General features: G+C 70.6%; 19 protein-coding genes. All 19 read left to right on the plus strand.

Features of this window, described 5'->3' with window-relative positions; genetic code table 11:
* Positions 1-3: 3 nt before the first annotated feature.
* Complete coding sequence (locus tag AC0HS0_RS04420) at positions 4-1,239, plus strand: shikimate dehydrogenase (protein ID WP_472961906.1); 1,236 nt, start codon at positions 4-6, stop codon at positions 1,237-1,239.
* A gap of 7 nt (positions 1,240-1,246) precedes the next feature.
* Positions 1,247-1,750 carry a GNAT family N-acetyltransferase gene (locus AC0HS0_RS04425; protein WP_472961907.1) on the plus strand — a complete coding sequence of 168 codons (504 nt, stop codon included), beginning with the start codon at positions 1,247-1,249 and terminating at the stop codon, positions 1,748-1,750.
* Between the two features lie 41 nt (positions 1,751-1,791).
* Positions 1,792-3,000 (plus strand): chorismate synthase, encoded by a 1,209-nt coding sequence (gene aroC / locus AC0HS0_RS04430; protein WP_472961909.1) that lies wholly within the window; start codon positions 1,792-1,794, stop codon positions 2,998-3,000.
* 6 nt (positions 3,001-3,006) lie between these two features.
* A complete protein-coding gene (locus tag AC0HS0_RS04435; RefSeq protein ID WP_472961911.1) occupies positions 3,007-3,516 on the plus strand; it encodes a shikimate kinase in 510 nt (169 codons plus the stop codon).
* Entirely contained in the window at positions 3,513-4,592 is a 1,080-nt protein-coding gene (aroB, locus tag AC0HS0_RS04440; protein ID WP_472961914.1) for a 3-dehydroquinate synthase, read from the plus strand. Before AC0HS0_RS04435 ends, aroB begins: the two co-directional genes overlap by 4 nt.
* Positions 4,592-4,981, plus strand: a complete 390-nt coding sequence (locus AC0HS0_RS04445) for a hypothetical protein (RefSeq protein ID WP_472961915.1) — start codon at positions 4,592-4,594, stop codon at positions 4,979-4,981. The genes aroB and AC0HS0_RS04445 overlap by 1 nt, the downstream gene beginning before the upstream one ends.
* Positions 4,982-4,986: 5 nt before the next feature.
* On the plus strand, positions 4,987-5,424 hold the full coding sequence (locus AC0HS0_RS04450; protein ID WP_472961916.1) for a type II 3-dehydroquinate dehydratase: 438 nt from the start codon (positions 4,987-4,989) through the stop codon (positions 5,422-5,424).
* A gap of 99 nt (positions 5,425-5,523) precedes the next feature.
* Complete coding sequence (gene efp / locus AC0HS0_RS04455) at positions 5,524-6,087, plus strand: elongation factor P (RefSeq protein ID WP_055915862.1); 564 nt, start codon at positions 5,524-5,526, stop codon at positions 6,085-6,087.
* On the plus strand, positions 6,087-6,509 hold the full coding sequence (gene nusB / locus AC0HS0_RS04460; protein WP_055915864.1) for a transcription antitermination factor NusB: 423 nt from the start codon (positions 6,087-6,089) through the stop codon (positions 6,507-6,509). The genes efp and nusB overlap by 1 nt, the downstream gene beginning before the upstream one ends.
* On the plus strand, positions 6,506-7,228 hold the full coding sequence (locus tag AC0HS0_RS04465) for a DsbA family protein (protein WP_472961919.1): 723 nt from the start codon (positions 6,506-6,508) through the stop codon (positions 7,226-7,228). The genes nusB and AC0HS0_RS04465 overlap by 4 nt, the downstream gene beginning before the upstream one ends.
* A 77-nt stretch (positions 7,229-7,305) precedes the next feature.
* Positions 7,306-7,860 (plus strand): bifunctional pyr operon transcriptional regulator/uracil phosphoribosyltransferase PyrR, encoded by a 555-nt coding sequence (pyrR, locus tag AC0HS0_RS04470; protein WP_472961921.1) that lies wholly within the window; start codon positions 7,306-7,308, stop codon positions 7,858-7,860.
* Entirely contained in the window at positions 7,857-8,849 is a 993-nt protein-coding gene (locus AC0HS0_RS04475; protein ID WP_472961923.1) for an aspartate carbamoyltransferase catalytic subunit, read from the plus strand. The genes pyrR and AC0HS0_RS04475 overlap by 4 nt, the downstream gene beginning before the upstream one ends.
* Positions 8,846-10,189, plus strand: coding sequence for a dihydroorotase (locus AC0HS0_RS04480; protein ID WP_472961924.1), 1,344 nt, complete (start codon positions 8,846-8,848; stop codon positions 10,187-10,189). The genes AC0HS0_RS04475 and AC0HS0_RS04480 overlap by 4 nt, the downstream gene beginning before the upstream one ends.
* Positions 10,182-10,709, plus strand: coding sequence for a PH-like domain-containing protein (locus AC0HS0_RS04485; protein WP_472961926.1), 528 nt, complete (start codon positions 10,182-10,184; stop codon positions 10,707-10,709). The genes AC0HS0_RS04480 and AC0HS0_RS04485 overlap by 8 nt, the downstream gene beginning before the upstream one ends.
* Position 10,710: 1 nt before the next feature.
* On the plus strand, positions 10,711-11,904 hold the full coding sequence (gene carA / locus AC0HS0_RS04490) for a glutamine-hydrolyzing carbamoyl-phosphate synthase small subunit (RefSeq protein WP_472961927.1): 1,194 nt from the start codon (positions 10,711-10,713) through the stop codon (positions 11,902-11,904).
* Positions 11,904-15,185 (plus strand): carbamoyl-phosphate synthase large subunit, encoded by a 3,282-nt coding sequence (carB, locus tag AC0HS0_RS04495; protein WP_472961928.1) that lies wholly within the window; start codon positions 11,904-11,906, stop codon positions 15,183-15,185. The genes carA and carB overlap by 1 nt, the downstream gene beginning before the upstream one ends.
* Positions 15,182-16,063 (plus strand): orotidine-5'-phosphate decarboxylase, encoded by an 882-nt coding sequence (gene pyrF, locus AC0HS0_RS04500; RefSeq protein WP_472961930.1) that lies wholly within the window; start codon positions 15,182-15,184, stop codon positions 16,061-16,063. The genes carB and pyrF overlap by 4 nt, the downstream gene beginning before the upstream one ends.
* Positions 16,056-16,994 (plus strand): guanylate kinase, encoded by a 939-nt coding sequence (gmk, locus tag AC0HS0_RS04505; protein ID WP_472961932.1) that lies wholly within the window; start codon positions 16,056-16,058, stop codon positions 16,992-16,994. The genes pyrF and gmk overlap by 8 nt, the downstream gene beginning before the upstream one ends.
* 103 nt (positions 16,995-17,097) lie before the next feature.
* On the plus strand, positions 17,098-17,358 hold the full coding sequence (gene rpoZ / locus AC0HS0_RS04510; protein WP_055915880.1) for a DNA-directed RNA polymerase subunit omega: 261 nt from the start codon (positions 17,098-17,100) through the stop codon (positions 17,356-17,358).
* The last annotated feature ends 35 nt before the right edge of the window (positions 17,359-17,393 follow it).

Here is a 17,393-nt window from a genome sequence, read left to right on the forward strand (position 1 = left end):
CCGATGACCCCGGCGGCGCGAGGCGGCGCGGGGAACCGCAATCCGGCGCGGACCCCGGCGGACGACGCTCCGGCGGATGACGCGTCGATCGAGGACGGTGTGTCGGAGGCCTCGGCGGAGGCTCAGATCGCGGCCCTGGTCGAGGCCGAGCGCGAGGCGGAGGCCGAGGAGACCGCGATCGCCGAGGCCGAGGCCGCGGCGGACAGCGAGGAACCGCTGGACGACGAGGCCGACGCTGACGACGACGCGGACGCTGACTACGAGGTCGCGACCGATGACGAGGCCGAGATCACAGCCCACGAGGAGACCGAGGTCGAGCTCGACGCCGAAGCGACCGAGGCCGTGGAGGCCACCGAGGCCACCCGTCGCCTGGCCGTGCTGGGATCGCCGATCGGCCACTCGAAGTCGCCGGCCCTGCATCGCGCGGCGTACGCGGCCCTCGGCCTGCCGTGGTCGTACGAGCCGGTCGACGTCACGGAGGACGGCCTCGCCGCCTTCCTCAACGGCCTGGGCCCGGAGTGGCGGGGCCTCTCGCTCACGATGCCGCTCAAGCAGACCGTCGTCCCGCTGCTGACCTCCGTCGACCGGGTCGCGGAGCAGACCGGTGTCGCGAACACCGTGCTGCTCGACGGCGAGGCCGTGGACGGGTTCAACACCGACGTCGCGGGGATCGTGCGTGCCCTCGGCGCCGCTGGCCTGGAGAGCGCCCGCTATGTGCACGTGCTCGGCGGGGGAGCGACGGCCGCGTCCGCGCTCGTCGCCGCGGCCGAGCTCGGGGCGGAGCGCGTCGACGTGCACGTCCGCGACCTCCAGAAGAGCGTGTGGCTGGAGCCGCTCGCGCACGAACTCGGCCTGATGGTCCGGATCCGCTCGTTCGCGCAGGCCGATCGTTCGCTCGACGTGCCGGAGCTCGTGATCAGCACGCTGCCGGGCGGCGCCTCGACGGCTGCCGTCTACACCGACTCGACCCGTCGCCGTGCGGTGCTCCTCGACGTCGCATACGACCCGTGGCCCAGCGCGCTCGGGCGCTCCTGGCAGCTGGTGGGCGGCACGGTGGTCTCCGGGCTGGCCATGCTGGCCCATCAGGCGCTCCTCCAGGTGCGGATCTTCGTCTCAGGCGATCCGCTGCAGCCGCTCCCGGACGAAGACGAGGTCCTCGCCGCCATGCTCACAGCGGTGGGGATCGCCACGGACGGCTCGCCGCTCGGTGACGGCTCCGACGCGGCCGAGGCCGAGTAGCCGCTCTGTGGCCCTCGTGGAGGTCCGTCGGGCCCGCCCGGACGAGTGGATCGTCGTGGGCGGGCTGCGGTGGGATTCCAACCGGGAGTTCGGGGGAGAGCCGGAGGACACCCGGGAGGCTTTCGCGGCGCGTTTCGCCGCCTGGGCCGCCGGCCGCCGCTCCCACGAGTGCTTCGTGGCCGTCGAAGACGAGCGCGTGCTGGGCATGGCCTGGCTGGCCATCGTCGACCGGGTGCCGAGTGCCCGGCTGTTCGAGCGGGCCTCCGGCGACCTCCAGTGCGCCTACGTCGTGCCCGACCGACGCGGCGTCGGCGTCGGAGGGCGCCTGATCGACGCCGTGCTGGCGCGCGCCGCCGAGCTCGGGCTCGAGCGTGTCACGGTGCACTCCAGCCCGCGCGCCGTCCCGGTCTACGAACGGCACAGGTTCACCTCGGAGGACGACCGGTTGCTCCACGCGTTCATCGAGCACACCGACATCTTCACGACCGGTCACCGGTCGAGCGGGGCGTAACCGCGCGAAGCGGCCTCCCGCCGCTGTGCCAGAATCGAAGCATGCTTCGTTGGCTCACGGCCGGGGAATCCCACGGCCCCGAACTCATCGCCGTCCTGGAGGGACTCCCCGCCGGAGTCCCCGTGTCGCTGGACGCGGTCCGCGCCGACCTCGCCCGCCGCAAGCTCGGCTATGGGCGCGGTGCGCGCATGAAGTTCGAGCAGGACGCACTGGACATCTCGGGCGGCGTGCGCCACGGGCTGAGCCTCGGCAGCCCCATCGCCCTCCGGATCGGCAACACCGAGTGGCCCAAGTGGGTCGATGTGATGAGCGCCGAGCCGGTGGACCCCGAGAAGCTCGCCACTGGTCGCGGGGCTGCACTGACGCGTCCGCGCCCGGGCCACGCCGACCTGGTCGGCATGCAGAAGTACGGCTTCGACGAGGCGCGTCCCGTCCTGGAGCGCGCCAGCGCCCGGGAGACCGCTGCGCGCGTCGCGCTCGGAGCCGTCGCCCGCTCGTTCCTCGCCGAGCTCGGCATCACGCTCGTCAGCCACACGCTGTCGATCGGGCCGGTGCGCGTCCCCGAGGACGCCCCTCTGCCCACGCCCGCCGACGTCGCGACGCTCGACGCCGACCCGCTGCGGTGCTTCGACCCGGCGACCTCCGAGCGGATGGTGGCGGAGGTCGACGACGCGCACAAGGACGGCGACACGCTCGGAGGCGTCGTCGAGGTGCTGGCCTACGGCCTCCCGCCGGGGCTCGGCTCGCACGTGCATTGGGACCGTCGCCTCGACGGCCAGCTCGCAGCCGCGCTCATGGGCATCCAGGCGATCAAGGGGGTGGAGGTCGGCGACGGCTTCCTCACGACGACCCGTCGCGGGTCCCAGGCGCACGACGAGCTGGTCGCGGAGGACGGCACGATCATCCGCACCAGCGACCGGGCGGGCGGCACCGAGGGCGGCATGAGCACCGGCGGCGTCCTGCGCGTCCGCGCGGGCATGAAGCCGATCGCGACGGTTCCGCACGCGCTGCGCACGATCGACATCGCGACCAGCGAGGCCGCGCCGGCGCACCACCAGCGCTCCGACGTCTGCGCGGTGCCGGCTGCGGGTGTCGTGGCCGAGGCCATGGTCGCCCTGGTGCTGGCGAACGCCGTGCTCGAGAAGTTCGGGGGAGACTCGGTGACCGAGACCGCCCGCAACCTCCGCGGCTACCTCGACGCCATTCCGGAGAACCTGGCGACGGAGCGCGTCAGCGCGCCCTACGCCTGAACGGCCGTGACGATCGTCCTGATCGGCCCACCGGCGGCGGGCAAGACGCGGCTGGGCAAGCGCCTGGCGCGGCGGCTCGGCCTGCCGTTCGTTGACACCGACGCCGTGGTCGTCGCCGAGCACGGCGCCATCGCGGAGCTCTTCGCCGAGCACGGCGAGCCCTACTTCCGCGCGCTGGAGCGCGCCGCCGTCGCCGAAGCGGTCGCGCGACCCGGAGTCGTCTCGCTCGGCGGCGGTGCTGTGCTCGACCCGGACACCCGGGCCGACCTCGCCGCGACGCGGGTCGTGCTGCTGACGGTTCGGCCCGACGCCATCGCCGCGCGGATCACCAACAGCAAACGCCCGCTCGTGACCGACCTGGAATCGTGGAAGCGGCTCGTCGAGGCGCGCACCCCGCTCTACGAGTCCCTCGCGGACTACACCGCCGACACCTCCACCCGGCCGATCGACACCATTGTGGAGGAGATCGCGCGCTGGGTCGAAGAAGCGCAGAGCACCGAAGAAGGAGAGCCATGACCGACCAGCCCACCGAGATCCTCGTCGCCGGCACGAACCAGTACCCGGTCGTCGTCGGGCGAGGACTGCGTTTCGGACTCGCGTCGCACCTCGGCTCCGGCGTGAACAAGGTGCTCGTCGTGCACCCGCCCACCCTCGGTGCCGCCGCGGCGGAACTGCGCGAGTCGCTGGCCGAGCAGTACGAGGTGCTGCTGGCCGAGGTGCCCGATGCGGAGGCGGCCAAGCGCGTCGAGGTCGCATCATTCCTCTGGGGCATCATGGGCCAGGCCGACTTCACACGGTCAGACGCCGTGATCGGCTTCGGCGGCGGCGCTGTGACCGACCTGGCCGGGTTCGTCGCGGCCACCTGGCTGCGCGGCGTCCGGCTGATCCAGGTTCCGACCACGGTGCTCGGCATGGTCGACGCCGCCGTCGGCGGCAAGACCGGCATCAACACTGCTGAGGGCAAGAATCTCGTCGGTGCCTTCTACGCCCCGGCCGCGGTGGTGTGCGATCTCGACACGCTGACCTCCCTCGGGCGCAACGAACTGCTGGCGGGCTTCGCGGAGATCGTCAAGTACGGCTTCATCGCCGAGCCCGAGATCCTGGACATCATCGAGCGCGATGTGGACGTCGCGACGAACCCCGAGTCGCCGGAGTTCCGCCGGCTGGTGGAGCTGTCGATCGGGATCAAGGCGCGCGTCGTCGGCGAGGACTTCACCGAGCAGGGCCTCCGCGAGATCCTCAACTACGGGCACACGCTCGGCCACGCCATCGAGCACGCCGAGCGCTACCAGTGGCGGCACGGCGCTGCGGTGTCGGTCGGCATGGTCTTCGCCGCCGAGCTCGCGCGCCTGAGCGGCCGGCTGAGCGACAGCGTCGTAGACCGGCACCGCCGGATCCTCGAGTCGCTCACCCTGCCGACGACGTATCCTGCCGGCCGCTGGCAGACTCTGCTGGCGACCATGCAGCGCGACAAGAAGGCGCGGGGGAGCCTCCTGCGCTTCATCGTCCTCGACGACCTCGCGCGGCCGACGATCCTCGCCGGACCCGATCAGAGCCTCCTCTTCGCCGCCTACCAGGAGATCGGCTCCTGATGGCCAAGACGATCGTCGAGAAGCTCCTCATCAAGGCCGGCGACGCACTGAGTCTCGTCGGTGCGGGTGACGACGAGCGCGCAGTGCTCGGCGCCCTGCCGGGCAGCGTCGTCGAGGTCGCGCCGACAGAGGCCGCCGTCTCCGTCACCTTCGTCCGCACGCGCGACGAGCTCATGACGCGGTTCGCCACCGAGCTCCCCGCCTTGACGGGGGCACGCGCGGTCTGGTTCCTGTACCCGAAGGGAGGCCGCGCAGACTTCAACCGCGACACCTTCATCCGGGAGGCCGGCTCGTTCGGCTGGCGCCCGATCAGCAATGTCGCGGTCGACGACGTGTGGTCGGCCGTGCGCGTCCGTCCGCTCGCCGACGGGGAAGCATCGGTAGGGTGATCGGCATGGCATCCGTCCTCGTCCTCAACGGCCCCAATCTCGGCCGGCTCGGCACGCGCGAGCCCGACGTCTACGGCGCGGGCACCCTGGACGACCTGCGCGCGCTGCTCCAGGAGGACGCGCCAGAACTGCAGGTCGAGCTCCGTCAGACCGACACCGAGGGAGAGCTGTTGGGCTGGCTGCACGAAGCTGCCGACAGCGGCGCTCCGGTCATCCTCAACGCCGGCGCCTGGACGCACTACTCGTACGCCCTGCGCGACGCCGTCTCGCTCGTGACCAAGGCGGGCGGCACGGTGATCGAGGTGCACCTGTCGAACCCGCACGCGCGTGAGGAGTTCCGGCACACGAGCGTCATCAGCGCGGTGTCGACGGGCGTGATCGCCGGTCTCGGGTTCGAGTCGTACCGCCTGGCTCTGGCGTTCATTCGCCGAAACGCGCGCTGACGTCTAGAATCTTCTGGGGCTCCGTACGCCGAGCCCGCTGTGGAGGGCGCTGAGCGCCGCATCCACCCGAATCTTCCGCAAACCGAATGGAACTCGCGCATGGCATCGACCGCTGACATCAAGAACGGCATCGTCCTCAACATCGACGGACAGCTCTGGAGCGTCATCGAGTTCCAGCACGTGAAGCCGGGCAAGGGTGGAGCGTTCGTCCGCACGAAGCTGAAGAACGTCACCACGGGCAAGACGGTCGACCGCACCTACAACGCCGGCGCGAAGATCGAGATCACCAACGTCGACCGCCGCGACTACCAGTACCTGTACCAGGACGGCGCCGACTTCGTGTTCATGGACACCAGCGACTACGACCAGATCACCATCCCGGGCCCGGTCGTCGGCGACGCCGCCAACTTCATGCTCGAGAACCAGAACGTCACCGTAGCGCTGCACGAGGGTTCGCCGCTCTACGTCGAACTGCCGGCCTCCGTCGTGCTCGAGATCACGTACACGGAGCCTGGCCTCCAGGGCGACCGCTCCACCGGCGGCACCAAGCCGGCGACCGTCGAGACCGGCTACCAGATCCAGGTCCCGCTGTTCCTCGAGACCGGCACCAAGGTCAAGGTCGACACCCGCAGCGGCGACTACCTCGGCCGCGTCAACGACTAGTGAGCGCCCGGACCAAGGCGCGCAAGCGCGCGCTCGATGTGCTGTTCAGCGCCGACCTGCGTCAGCTGACCCTCCCGCAGGCGTTGGCCGCCGAGGCGGAGCGCGCCGCGAACGAGCCGACGCGTGAGGCCTCCTGGCTGTACGCGCGCGAGATCGTCGACGGCGTGATCGACCACCAGGACGAGATCGACGAGCAGATCGAGACGTACGCGCAGGGCTGGACCCTCGCCCGCATGCCCGCCGTCGACCGCGCGATCCTGCGTATCGGCGTGTGGGAGCTGCTGTTCAACGACGAGGTGCCCGACGGCGTCGCGATCTCGGAGGCCGTCGAGGCGGCGACCGTGCTGTCGACGGACGACTCCGCGGGCTTCGTGAACGGTCTGCTGGCCAAGATCGCGCAGAACCGCTCGCAGCGCGCATGAGGATCCCGGCCTCCCGGAGGCTCGCTCGCATCGTCGCGGCGGCCGCTCTCGCGGTCGCGGTGACGGCCGGTGTGGCGTCGTGCTCGCTGCTCGGCGGCAACTCGAACGTCCCGGTCGCGTCCGCGAAGCCTCCGACCGGCACGGACGCCGCTGTCGACTTCGATGGCGGCTTCGTCTCGGCGGGCACCGGATCGAAGAAGGTCGACATCTGGTTCGACGCGATGTGCCCGGTGTGCGGCGCCTTCGAGAAGTCGAACGGCGAGACGGTGTCGAACGCGGTCAAGGACGGCTCCATCACGCTCCGCCTGCACCCGCTGACCTTCCTCGACCGTGCATCGAACGGCACCGGCTATTCGACGCGGGCGGCGGCGGCGCTCGTGTGCGTCGGGGTGCACGATCCTGATCATGTGCTCGACTACTACCAAGCGCTCTTCACCGACCAGCCGGAGGAGAACTCCAACGGACTGACGGACTCCGAGCTCGCCAAGCGCGCCACCGACCTCGGCATCACCGACATCTCCAGCTGCATCGACCGCGGCGGTCCGTACCAGGCGTGGGCGCAGGCGAACACCGCGCACTCCCAGTCCGGCCCGATCACGGTCGACGGCAAGAAGGCGCTCGACACCATCCAGGGCACGCCGACCGTCCTCGTGAACGGCAAGCAGTACACCGGCTCGATCAGCGACGAGAAGGAGTTCGCGAGCTTCCTCGGCGGGTAGTGGCGGCGCACCCTGCTAGGCTCATCCCAATTGGCATCCTTTAACAGCCGTCCTGTGAGGCGGGGAAGGAGGTCGGCATGACGGCGCGTACCGTGCTGCAGCAGGCTGACATCGCCCGGGCGTTGACTCGGATCTCCCACGAGATCCTCGAGTCCAACCGGGGAACGAACGATCTGGTGGTCCTGGGGATACCGACGCGCGGCGTCGTGCTCGCCCGGCGGATCGCCGAGAACATCCAGCGCATCGAGCCGCAGTCCGTGGCCTCGCCCGACGACATCGTCGGCGCGCTCGATGTGACCATGTACCGCGACGACCTGTCGCGCCATCCCACCCGCGCCCCGCAGCCCACCTCGCTGCCGGGGCCGATCGACGGCCGCACCGTCGTGCTGGTCGACGACGTGCTGTTCTCGGGCCGGACGATCCGCGCGGCCCTCGACGCGCTCAGCGACCTCGGGAGGCCGCGAGCCGTGCGCCTGGCCGTGCTGGTGGACCGCGGGCACCGCGAGCTGCCGATCCGCGCGGACTTCGTCGGCAAGAACCTCCCGTCGGCGGCGACCGAGCGCATCTTCGTGCGGCTTGACGAGATCGACGGTGAGGAGTCGGTGACCATCGACGAAGGAGTCCGCGCATGAGGCACCTGCTCAGCACCAAGACGCTGTCGCGCGACGACGCCATCACGCTGCTCGACGTCGCGGAGGACATGGCCGACGTGCAGGAGCGGGAGGTCAAGAAGCTCCCGACCCTGCGCGGCAAGACGGTCGTGAACCTGTTCTTCGAGGATTCGACGCGCACGCGGATCTCGTTCGAGGCCGCGGCCAAGCGGCTCTCCGCCGACGTGATCAACTTCTCCGCGAAGGGGTCGAGCGTCTCGAAGGGCGAGAGCCTCAAGGACACCGCGCAGACCCTCGCAGCGATGGGCGCCGACGCCGTGGTGGTGCGGCACAGCGCCTCGGGGGCGCCGCAGACGCTCGCGACCAGCGGCTGGATCGACGCCGGTGTGCTGAACGCCGGCGACGGGACGCACGAGCACCCGACTCAAGCCCTGCTCGACGCCTTCACGATGCGCAGGCGCCTGCACGGCCGCGAATCGCGGGGCCGTGACCTCGACGGGGTGAGCGTCACGATCGTCGGCGACATCCTGCACTCGCGGGTCGCGCGCTCGAACGTGTGGCTGTTGCAGACCCTCGGCGCGCAGGTGACGCTCGTCGCTCCTCCCACACTCCTTCCGGTGGACGTGTCGAGTTGGCCGGCCACGATCGGCTACGACCTCGACCGCGCGATCGCCGCGCAGCCGGACGTGGTGATGATGCTCCGGATCCAGGGCGAGCGCATGCACGCCGCCTACTTCCCGACCGAGCGCGAGTACGCCAGGCGTTGGGGGCTCGACGAGGAACGACTGGCGCGGCTCGGGGCGGATAGCATTGTGATGCACCCCGGACCCATGAACCGCGGGCTGGAGATCTCGGCGGCAGCAGCCGACTCGCCGCGGTCGACGGTGCGGGAGCAGGTCGCCAACGGCGTGTCCGTGCGAATGGCGGCGCTGTACCTGCTGCTGTCCGGTGGCGACCGGGACGGGCAGAGGACGAAAGAAGTGCCGCCGGTGGATGGCGGTGCGCGATGAATGACGGTGTGTACAGGAGTGACAAGGTGAGCCAGCAGTACCTGATCAGAGGCGCGTCCCTGGCCGACGGCACCCGCACCGACCTCCTCCTCGCCGACGGGCGGATCGCCGCGACCGGCGCCGAAGCGTCAGCGGCCGGCGCCACCGTGATCGACGCGGACGGCCTGATCGCGCTGCCGGGGCTGGTCGACCTCCACACGCACCTGCGCGAGCCCGGCTACGAGCAGAGCGAGACCGTGCTCACCGGCACGCGCGCGGCCGCGGCGGGAGGGTTCACCGCGGTCTTCCCGATGGCGAACACCTCCCCGGTCGCCGACACCGCCGGCGTGGTCGAGCAGGTGCTCAGCCTGGGCGAGGCGGCCGGCTACGCGACCGTGCAGCCGATCGGCGCCGTGACCGTCGGCCTCGCGGGCGAACGGCTCGCCGAGCTCGGCGCCATGGCCGACTCGCGCGCCAAGGTGCGGGTGTTCTCGGACGACGGCAAGTGCGTCTCGGACCCGCTGCTGATGCGTCGCGCGCTCGAGTACGTCAAGGCGTTCGGCGGCGTCATCGCCCAGCACGCGCAGGAGCCGCGGCTCACCGAGGGCGCGCAGATGAACGAGGGCGCACTGTCCGGTGAGCTGGGCCTCACCGGCTGGCCCGCCGTGGCGGAGGAGTCGATCATCGCCCGCGACGTGCTGCTGGCCGAACACGTCGGTTCACGCCTGCACGTCTGCCACGTGTCGACGGCCGGCTCGGTCGACGTCATCCGCTGGGCCAAGGCCCGCGGAGTCGACGTCACCGCGGAGGTGACGCCGCACCACCTGCTGCTGACCGAGGAGCTGGCCTCCGGCTACGACGCGCGCTACAAGGTGAACCCGCCGCTGCGCCGCGCCGAAGACGTGGAGGCGCTGCGCGCCGGCCTCGCCGACGGCACGATCGACATCGTCGCGACCGACCACGCCCCGCACCCGGTCGAGTCGAAGGACTGCGAGTGGGACGCCGCCGCGTTCGGTATGGTCGGCCTGGAGTCGGCTCTGTCGGTCGTTCAGGCCTCCGTGGTCGACAACGGGCTGCTCGGCTGGACCGACATCGCCCGTGTGCTCGCGGCCGCACCCGCGCGCATCGGCCGTCTGGACGGCCACGGCCTCCCGCTCGAGGCGGGCGCGCCGGCGGAGCTCTTGCTGTACGACCCGGCCGCATCGCGGGAGTTCTCGACCGGCGACCTCGCCGGCAAGGGCGTCAACTCGCCCTACCTGTCGATGGCGCTCCCCGGCCGGGTGGTGGCGACGTTCCATCGCGGCTACGCGACCGTCCTCGACGGCACGGTCGTCGACCAGCTGGAGGTGGCCCGTGGATAAGCTCCTTCCGACGATCGGCATCCTGCTCGTCGTCATCGTGGTGCTCGCACTCGCGATCGTCGGCTGGCGCCGGCGTGTGCGTCGCGATGCGCCGGCCGGCGGCGGGTACCCCGCGCCGGAGATCGCGTCGGCTGCGACCGCGACCTCCGAGGTGCTCTACGTCGCCACGACGAAGGCGGGGGAGCCGCTGGAGCGCCTCGCCCTGCCCGGTCTGTCGTACCGCGGCAGAGGCACGCTGGAGGTCACGGCCGACGGCGTGCAGCTGCGGGTGACGGGGGAGCAGCCCGTGTTCATCCCCGCCGCGGCGCTCACCGGAATCGGTGCATCGAGCGTCGCGATCGACCGCGCCGTCGAGCGGGACGGCCTGGTCCGCCTCGGCTGGACCACCAGCGGCGGCGCGGCCGCCGACAGCTACTTCCGGGTCGTGGACCCGGCCGGCCGGAGTCTGCTGACCTCGGCCGTCGAAGACATCGTCCCGGCGGACAGCACGCCGGGTGACAGCACCGAAAGGGAGGTGTGACGTGGTCGCAGCAGAGCCTGCCGTCCTCGTCCTCGAAGACGGGAAGCGCTATGTGGGCCGGGCGTACGGCGCCCGCGGCCGCACACTCGGCGAGGCGGTCTTCGCCACCGGCATGACCGGCTACCAGGAGACCCTGACCGACCCGTCGTACGCGGGCCAGATCGTCCTGATGACGGCGCCGCACATCGGCAACACCGGCACCAACGACGAAGACATGGAGTCCCGGCGGATCTGGGTCGACGGCTTCGTCGTCCGCGAGCCCAGCCGCGTCGTCTCCAACTTCCGCGCGCAGCGCAGCCTCGACGACGACCTCGTCGAGCAGAACGTCGTCGGCATCAGCGGCATCGACACGCGCGCCGTCACCCGCCACATCCGGTCGGCCGGCGCGATGCGCGCCGGGATCTTCTCAGGCGACGACTTCGGCCTGAGCGACGCGGAGCAGCTGGAGCTCGTGCTCTCCGGCGCGAAGATGTCGGGCCGCAACCTCTCGGCCGAGGTCTCCACCGTGGAGCCCTACACCGTCCCAGCAGTCGGCGAGCGGATCGGCTCCGTCGCGGTCCTCGACCTGGGCGTCAAGAAGTCCACCCTCGAGAACCTTGCGGGCCGCGGCCTCGACGTCCACGTCCTCCCGCAGCAGGTCACCGCCGAGCACGTGCTCAGCCTGAAGCCGTCCGCACTGTTCTTCTCGAACGGTCCGGGCGACCCGCAGGCCTCCGACAAGCACGTCGCCCTCCTGCAGGAGACGCTGCGCGCCGGTCTGCCGTACTTCGGCATCTGCTTCGGCAACCAGCTGCTCGGCCGCGCGCTCGGGCTGACCACGTACAAGCTCCCCTTCGGCCACCGCGGCATCAATCAGCCGGTGCTCGACAAGCGCACCGGGCGCGTCGAGATCACGGCGCAGAACCACGGGTTCGCGGTCAAGGCGCCGATCGACGCGACCTTCGACTCGCCGGCCGGATTCGGCACGGTGGAGGTCAGCCACTTCAGCCTCAACGACAACGTCGTGGAGGGGCTCAATTGCCTCGACATCAACGCGTTCAGCGTGCAGTACCACCCGGAGGCGGCGGCAGGTCCCCACGACGCCAACTACCTCTTCGACCGGTTCCTGGACATGATCCGCGCGCGCCACGGCGTGGGCACTCCGGAGTCGGCCATCGAGAACACCACCGACGACCAGACCCAGGAGAACGACTGATGCCCAAGCGCGACGACATCCACTCCGTCCTGGTCATCGGGTCCGGCCCCATCGTCATCGGCCAGGCCTGCGAGTTCGACTACTCCGGCACGCAGGCGTGCCGGGTGCTCAAGCAGGAGGGCGTTCGCGTCATCCTGGTCAACTCCAACCCCGCCACGATCATGACCGACCCCGACTTCGCCGACGCCACCTACGTCGAGCCGATCACCTGGCAGGTCATCGAGACGATCATCGCCAAGGAGAAGCCCGACGCCATCCTGCCGACCCTGGGCGGCCAGACGGCGCTCAACGCCGCCATGCAGCTGCACGAGCACGGGATCCTCGAGAAGTACGGCGTCGAGCTGATCGGCGCGAAGTTCGAGGCGATCCAGAAGGGCGAAGACCGCCAGATCTTCAAGGAGCTCGTGATCGAGGCCGGCGCGGAGGTCGCCCGCTCGTACATCGCGCACACCGTCGAGGAGGCGCTCGGGTACGCCGAAGACCTGGGCTACCCGCTCGTCGTCCGGCCCTCGTTCACGATGGGCGGCCTGGGTTCCGGCTTCGCGTACACGCCAGAGGAGCTGCGCCGCATCGTCGGCGACGGCATCCACCAGAGCCCGACCAGCGAGGTGCTCCTCGAGGAGTCGATCCTCGGCTGGAAGGAGTACGAGCTCGAGCTGATGCGCGACACCTCCGACAACACGGTGGTCGTCTGCTCCATCGAGAACGTCGACCCGGTCGGCGTGCACACCGGCGACTCGATCACGGTCGCTCCGGCGCTCACGCTCACAGACCGCGAGTACCAGAAGCTGCGTGACATCGGCATCGACATCATCCGTGCAGTGGGCGTCGACACCGGCGGCTGCAACATCCAGTTCGCGGTGAACCCCGAGAACGGCCGCATCATCGTCATCGAGATGAATCCGCGCGTCTCCCGCTCGTCGGCGCTGGCCTCCAAAGCGACCGGCTTCCCGATCGCCAAGATCGCGGCCAAACTCGCGATCGGCTACCGCCTCGACGAGATCCCCAACGACATCACGCAGGTGACCCCGGCGAGCTTCGAGCCGACGCTCGACTACGTCGTCGTCAAGGTCCCGCGGTTCGCGTTCGAGAAGTTCCCGGCCGCCGACCCGACGCTCACGACGACCATGAAATCGGTCGGCGAGGCGATGGCGATCGGCCGCAGCTTCACGAGCGCGCTGCAGAAGGCGCTGCGCTCTCTCGAGAAGCGCGGCTCGTCCTTCCACTGGGGAGCCGAGTCGCGTAGCGTGGAGGAGCTGCTGGAGTCGATCGCGACGCCGACCGACGGCCGGATCGTCGACGTGCAGCAGGCCCTGCGCCTGGGCGCGACGCCCGAGCAGGTCTTCGAGGCCACCAAGATCGATCCCTGGTTCATCGACCAGATCGTCCTGATCAACGAGGTCGCCGCGCAGATCCGCGACGCGCAGACCCTCGACACCGACACGCTGCGGTACGCGAAGGACCACGGGTTCTCCGACGCCCAGATCGGCGAGCTGCGCGGCTTCGGCGAGGCCGATGTGCGCGAGGTGCGTCACATCCTCGGCGTCCGCCCCGTCTACAAGACGGTCGACACCTGCGCCGGCGAGTTCCCCGCACTCACGCCGTACCACTACTCGAGCTACGACGAGGAGACCGAAGTCGCGCCGAGCGAAGCGCGCAAGGTCGTCATCCTCGGCTCCGGCCCGAACCGCATCGGGCAGGGCGTCGAGTTCGACTACTCCTGCGTGCACGCCTCGTTCGCCCTGCACGACGCCGGGTTCGAGACGATCATGATCAACTGCAACCCTGAGACCGTGTCGACCGACTACGACACCTCCGACCGCCTGTACTTCGAGCCGCTCACGCTCGAGGACGTGCTGGAGGTCATCCACGCCGAGTCGCAGTCCGGTGAGCTCGTGGGTGTCGTCGTGCAGCTGGGCGGCCAGACGGCGCTCGGTCTCGCGAAGGGCCTGGAAGCCGCGGGCGTCCCGATCCTCGGCACCACCCCCGAGGCGATCGACCTGGCGGAGGAGCGCGGCCTGTTCGCCGAGATCCTCGAGAACGCCGGTCTGCTGGCCCCGCGCAACGGCACGGCCGTCGACTTCCCGAGCGCCGCCCACGCGGCCGAGCAGATCGGCTATCCGGTGCTGGTGCGCCCGAGCTTCGTACTCGGCGGCCGCGGCATGGAGATCGTCTACGACACCGCGTCGCTCGCGGACTACTTCGAGCGCGTGGCCGGTCAGGGCATCGTCGGACCCGCACACCCGCTGCTGGTCGACCGCTTCCTCGACGACGCGATCGAGATCGACGTCGACGCGCTCTTCGACGGCGTCCGGCTCTACATCGGCGGCGTCATGGAGCACATCGAGGAGGCCGGCATCCACTCCGGCGACTCCAGCTGCACCCTCCCCCCGATCACGCTCGGTCGCCGCGAGATCGATCGCGTGCGCGAGGCGACGCTGAAGATCGCCGAGGGCATCGGCGTGCGCGGACTGCTGAACGTGCAGTTCGCGATCGGCGCCGGCGTGCTCTACGTGCTGGAGGCCAACCCGCGCGCGTCGCGGACCGTCCCGTTCGTCTCGAAGGCGCTGGGCATCCCGCTCGCGAAGGCCGCCTCGCGCGTCATGGTCGGCGACACGATCTCCGGCCTGATCGAGGAGGGGCTCCTGCCGGAGACCGACGGCTCGGTCATTCCGATGGACTCCCCGGTCGCCGTCAAGGAGGCCGTGCTCCCGTTCAAGCGTTTCCGCACCCGCGAGGGCAAGATCGTCGACTCCGTGCTCGGCCCGGAGATGCGCTCGACCGGTGAGGTCATGGGCATCGACCGCGACTTCCCGACGGCGTTCGCCAAGAGCCAGGCTGCGGCCTACGGCGGCATGCCGCTGGAGGGGACCGTCTTCGTCTCGGTCTCCGACCGCGACAAGCGCGCGATCGTCCTCCCGGTGCTCCGGCTTCAGCAGCTCGGCTACGACATCGTCGCGACCGAGGGCACGGCCGAGGTGCTCAACCGCAACGGCATCGCCGCGCGCGTCGTCCGCAAGTTCAGCGAGGCGCCGGAGGAGGACTCGGTCGTCGGGCTCATCACGCGCAACGAGGTCGACGTCGTCATCAACACGCCGAGCGGCCGTTCTGCGCGTGCGGACGGCTATGAGATCCGCGCGGCCGCGGTGGCCGGCGACAAGCCGCTGTTCACCACGATCGCCGAGCTGAGCGCCGCCGTGGCCTCCCTCGACGCGGTCCGCGAGGGCTTCGAGGTGACGTCGCTGCAGGAGTACGCGCTGCAGAGGGCCGCGCGCGCGTGACCGACGGCACGACTACCGCAGCCGTTCCGTTCGGCGACCGCCTCGCGGGCGTGTTCGCCGAGCGCGGGCGGCTGTGCGTCGGCATCGACCCGCACGCGCACCTGCTGGCGGACTGGGGGCTGGACGCCTCCGCCGCCGGAGTGCGGGAGTTCGGCCTGCGCACGGTGGAGGCCGCAGCGGGCCGCGCCGGTATCGTCAAGCCGCAGGTCGGGTTCTTCGAGCGCTACGGGTCGGCAGGCTACGCGGCGCTCGAGGACGTGATCCGCGCAGCGCGCGACGCCGGCCTGCTCGTGATCGCCGACGCCAAGCGCGGAGACATCGGCACGAGCGTCGCCGCCTACGCCGAGTCGTGGCTTGCCCCAGGCTCGCCGCTGGAGGCCGACGCGCTGACGGTCGCCGCGTTCCAGGGCGTGGGCTCCCTCGCCGAGCCGATGCGGCTCGCGGAGCAGACCGGCAAGGGCCTGTTCGTGCTCGCAGCGACCTCCAACCCGGAGGCCGCGGCCGTGCAGCAGGCGGTCGTCGCGGACGGACCCCGTGACGGGATGACCGTGGCCCGTGCGATCATCGAAGACGTGCACGCGTTCAACCAGGCTCAGCCTCCGCATCCCTTGGGTACGGTCGGCCTGGTGCTCGGCGCCACCGTCGCGCTCGGCGACTACGGCATCGACACCGCGGTCGCGCTCGATCCGGCATTCCCGGTGCTGGCGCCCGGGTTCGGGCACCAGGGCGCGCGGGTCGAAGACGTCGACCGTCTCTTCGGCGCCTACGCGCCCGGAGTGATCGTGAGCGAGTCCCGCGGCCTCCTGAGCGCAGGCCCGCACGGGTTGGCCGGCGCCATCGCGCGTCGGGCGGAGGAGGTGCGCGCCAGCCATGGCTGAACCTCAGCCCGCTTCGGCATCGGCCCGTCCGGCCCCGCCGGAGGTCGACCGCGCAGCGGCGTCCGCCGCGGCTGTCGCAGCCCGCCGGGCGCGCGCCGCCGTGAAGAACGCGATCGCCGCCCGCGAGATCTCTCCGCTGGTGGTGCTCGACCACGCGACCGCGGCGCCCGACGGCGTCGAGGGCCGGCTCCGCGTCACCGAGTTCCTGCTCAGCGTCCCGGCGATCGGAACGACCAAGATGCAGGAGGCCCTGCAGAAGCTGGCGATCTCTCCGGCCAAGCGCCTCGGCGGCCTCGGCCGCCATCAGCGCCTCAAGCTGCGCGAGTTCCTGATCGAGCGCGAGAACAAGGTCGGCCGGCGTCGCAACCAGTTGGTGGTCCTGGCCGGGCCGACCGCCGTCGGCAAAGGCACGGTGTCCACCTACATCCGCGAGAACTACCCGGACGTGCTGCTCTCGGTGTCGGCGACGACCCGCGCGCCGCGGCCCGGCGAGGTCGACGGGGTCAACTACTACTTCGTCGACGACGCCGAGTTCGACCGCATGATCGCCGAGGGCGAGCTGCTGGAGCACGCGACCGTGCACAACGCCTACCGCTACGGCACGCCGCGCGCCCCCATCGAGGACGCACTGGAGCAGGGCAGGAGCGTCCTGCTCGAGATCGACCTCCAAGGCGCACGCCAGGTGCGCGAGTCGATGCCGGAGGCGCGGCTCATCTTCCTGCTGCCTCCCACCTGGGAGGAGCTGGTGCGCCGGCTCATCGGGCGTGGCACCGAAGACTCCGCGGAGCAGCAGCGCCGGCTGGAGACCGCGAAGGTCGAACTGGCCGCCCAGGACGAGTTCGACTACCGGGTCGTCAACCACACGGTCGCCGAGGCCGCTCGCGAGGTCGTAGACTTGATGAAGGTCCGCTCGGCGCCGTCGCGCCCGTAGACCGCCGAGTCTCCAGAAAACACCGCGTAGCGCCGCCTTCCGGCGTCTTCCGCAGGTTCTCCGCGCTCACCGGGCCGGATTCACAATCAGAGAGGGTTTCCGCATGGCAACCAGCAACAACGGCATCATCGACCCGCCCATCGACGACCTCCTGGCTCGCGTCGAGTCCAAGTACGCGCTCGTCATCTTCGCCTCCAAGCGCGCGCGCCAGATCAACGACTACTACGCCGACCTCCACGAGGGCAGCCTGTTCGACAACGTCGGCCCGCTGGTCGACTCGTCGGTCGACGACAAGCCCCTGTCGGTGGCGCTGCACGAGATCAACGAGGACAAGCTCGTCATCAAGCCGCTCGCGGCCGAGTAACCTGTCGCCCGAGCCGTCGCAGACTGAGAGCCGCT

It is taken from the genome of Leifsonia sp. PARNA 1/14 (assembly GCF_055720965.1).

Excerpts from the sequence above, each read along its gene's own strand:
- aroB (WP_472961914.1), top strand. The coding sequence starts at position 3,513 with ATGACCGACCAGCCCACCGAGATCCTCGTCGCCGGCACGAACCAGTAC.
- carB (WP_472961928.1), top strand. The coding sequence starts at position 11,904 with ATGCCCAAGCGCGACGACATCCACTCCGTCCTGGTCATCGGGTCCGGC.
- pyrR (WP_472961921.1), top strand. The coding sequence starts at position 7,306 with ATGACGGCGCGTACCGTGCTGCAGCAGGCTGACATCGCCCGGGCGTTG.
- AC0HS0_RS04445 (WP_472961915.1), top strand. The coding sequence starts at position 4,592 with ATGGCCAAGACGATCGTCGAGAAGCTCCTCATCAAGGCCGGCGACGCA.
- AC0HS0_RS04480 (WP_472961924.1), top strand. The coding sequence starts at position 8,846 with ATGAATGACGGTGTGTACAGGAGTGACAAGGTGAGCCAGCAGTACCTG.
- rpoZ (WP_055915880.1), top strand. The coding sequence starts at position 17,098 with ATGGCAACCAGCAACAACGGCATCATCGACCCGCCCATCGACGACCTC.
- AC0HS0_RS04420 (WP_472961906.1), top strand. The coding sequence starts at position 4 with ATGACCCCGGCGGCGCGAGGCGGCGCGGGGAACCGCAATCCGGCGCGG.
- gmk (WP_472961932.1), top strand. The coding sequence starts at position 16,056 with ATGGCTGAACCTCAGCCCGCTTCGGCATCGGCCCGTCCGGCCCCGCCG.
- AC0HS0_RS04450 (WP_472961916.1), top strand. The coding sequence starts at position 4,987 with ATGGCATCCGTCCTCGTCCTCAACGGCCCCAATCTCGGCCGGCTCGGC.
- AC0HS0_RS04465 (WP_472961919.1), top strand. The coding sequence starts at position 6,506 with ATGAGGATCCCGGCCTCCCGGAGGCTCGCTCGCATCGTCGCGGCGGCC.
- AC0HS0_RS04475 (WP_472961923.1), top strand. The coding sequence starts at position 7,857 with ATGAGGCACCTGCTCAGCACCAAGACGCTGTCGCGCGACGACGCCATC.
- aroC (WP_472961909.1), top strand. The coding sequence starts at position 1,792 with ATGCTTCGTTGGCTCACGGCCGGGGAATCCCACGGCCCCGAACTCATC.
- efp (WP_055915862.1), top strand. The coding sequence starts at position 5,524 with ATGGCATCGACCGCTGACATCAAGAACGGCATCGTCCTCAACATCGAC.